Annotated in this window: 3 protein-coding genes; all 3 read right to left on the reverse strand. The window is 66.7% G+C overall.

Annotation, left to right across the window (positions count from 1 at the left end; genetic code table 11):
- The coding region (gene rfbF / locus M7D61_RS04820) for a glucose-1-phosphate cytidylyltransferase (protein ID WP_298228142.1) at positions 1-698 on the reverse strand (698 nt) is incomplete at its 3' end.
- A 5-nt stretch (positions 699-703) separates the two neighbouring features.
- Positions 704-2,005 (reverse strand): polysaccharide ABC transporter ATP-binding protein, encoded by a 1,302-nt coding sequence (locus M7D61_RS04825; RefSeq protein ID WP_298228144.1) that lies wholly within the window; start codon positions 2,003-2,005, stop codon positions 704-706.
- A gap of 30 nt (positions 2,006-2,035) precedes the next feature.
- Positions 2,036-2,270: hypothetical protein (locus tag M7D61_RS04830; RefSeq protein WP_298228146.1), on the reverse strand; the 235-nt coding region annotated here is incomplete at its 5' end.

Here is a 2,270-nt window from a genome sequence, read left to right on the forward strand (position 1 = left end):
CGCAGCGTGTCCATGCACTGCCAGAACCCGTCGTGGCGGTACGCCGCGAGCTGGCGGTCGGCGGCGAGGCGCGCGAGCGTGTCGGCCTCGAGGCTGGTGGCGTCGTCGCTGATGTAGTCGAACACGGCGGGCTCGAGCACCATGAAGCCACCGTTGATCCAGCCCTCCCCGATCTGCGGCTTCTCCGTGAAGTACGTGACGAGGTCGCCGTCGAACACGAGCTCGCCGAAGCGGGCCGGTGGCCGCACTGCGGTCACGGTGGCGATGCGGCCGAGCGAGCGGTGGAAGCGGAGCAGCTCGCCGAGGTCCACGTTGCTGACGCCGTCGCCGTATGTGAGCATGAACGTCTCGTCCCGCAGCAAGGCCTCAAGTCTCTTCAGCCGACCTCCCGTCGAGGTCTCCTGGCCGGTCTCGATCAGGTGCACGGTCCAATCGTCGCTGCTCGGCCCGTGGCGCCGGAGGGTACCGCTGCCGAGGTCGACGCTGACGTTGCCGCGCAGCGTGTGATAGTCAATGAAGTACCGCTTAATCACGTCACCCTTGTACCCCAGGGCTACAAGAAACTCGTGGAAGCCGAAGTGTGCGTAATACTTCATAATGTGCCAGAGGATCGGCTGCTCACCCAGCTCCAGCGCCGGTTTCGGCCTTAGCTCTGTCTCCTCGGCGAGACGCGTCCCGAGGCCGCCGGCGAGTATCACTACCTTCATGACTCTTTCTCCTTGCGCGCCGGAGCCACAATCGGAAGCGGACCCACGATGCGCGTTTCCCAGGGTACCAAAGGCCGCACAACCCCGGGCATGTATCCGACGTAGTCGCCGCGCGCGGTCGTGCCGTCGAACGAGTCAGCGACATTGAACGCGACTGCGTCCCGCTCGTACACGTGGATGACGAGGGGGCTGTGCGTGCTGATCGCCGCGCCCACAATCAGCGTCCCTTCGGCCAAGTAGTTGGCAGGAATCCAGGCTGTCGAAAAGAACCTTCCGACTGGGCGGGGGCGCCGGCACCACGCTGGGTCAGAGTCGTGGACGACGAAGGCGTAAGTGCCCTGCTCGTTGAAGAAGTGTAGGTTGGGAACCAGGATATGGCCGGGCGCCAGTACCTCGTACTCGATTTCGACGCCCACCTCCTCGGCAATGCCGGCCGAGTCGGTAACCGGTCCGCGGCGTGTCTGCACCCGCACGCCGCGCAGGCGGACGACGTCGTTCCCAGGGGCGGTCGCGCCGTCGGGCCACGTCCGGCTCGAGCTCGGACCGAGGTCTGATCGGAGGTAGGTCGCGAGAACCTCCTCGGGCGGCCCGTCGAGGAAGACGCGCCCCTCGCCTAGCAGCACCGCACGCTGGCACAACCGGCTTACAGCGGCCATGTTGTGCGAAACGAAGATCACCGTTCTCCCACCTTTGCCGACTTCCTCCATCTTCCCCATGCACTTCGTTTGAAACCCGGAGTCGCCGACGGCGAGGACCTCGTCGACGAGGAGGATCTCGGGCTCGAGGTGGGCGGCGACGGCGAAGGCGAGGCGGAGGTACATGCCGGTGGAGTAGTGCTTGACGGGGGTGTCGAGGAACCGCTCGATTTCCGCGAACGCCACGATCTCGTCGAACTTGCGCTCGATCTCGGCGCGCTTCATGCCGAGGATGGCGCCGTTCAAGTAGATATTCTCGCGGCCCGTGAGTTCCTGGTGGAAGCCGGTGCCGACCTCGAGGAGGCTCCCGACGCGGCCGTGCAGCTCGACGCGGCCCTCGGTCGGCTCGGTGATGCGCGACAGGATCTTGAGCAGGGTGCTCTTGCCGGCGCCGTTGCGGCCGATCACGCCGACGACCTCGCCGGGCTGAACCTCGAACGAGACGTCCTTGAGCGCCCAGATCGTCTCGTGCGGGCGGCGCTCACCGCGCAGCGCCCGGCGGGCCACGTTCGACACGCTCTCGCGCAGCGACTTGTAGCGCACCCGCTCGCCGATGCGGTAGCGCTTGCCGAGCCCCTCGACGCGGATCGCCGGAGCGCTCATCGCGGCGCCCCGGAGCAGGACGCGGCCGGCTCACACCACATCGGCGAACTCCCGCTCCACGCTGCGAAAATAGAGCGCGCCCGTCACGCACAGGACGAGCGCGACGGCAGCGCTGGCCGCGATACCGAGTTCCAGAAGAAGTGCCTCAACAAGATGGGCGACGTGGCCCGCGGCGGCCGCACCGTGCTGTTCGTCAGCCACAACCTGCAGGCTGTCTCCACCCTCACGAGACAGGCGCTCTTGCTCGAGGGCGGCACTCTCATGC

Origin of the sequence: Gryllotalpicola sp. (assembly GCF_027352875.1) — a bacterium.
In the GTDB taxonomy this organism is placed as follows: Bacteria; Actinomycetota; Actinomycetes; order Actinomycetales; family Microbacteriaceae; genus Gryllotalpicola.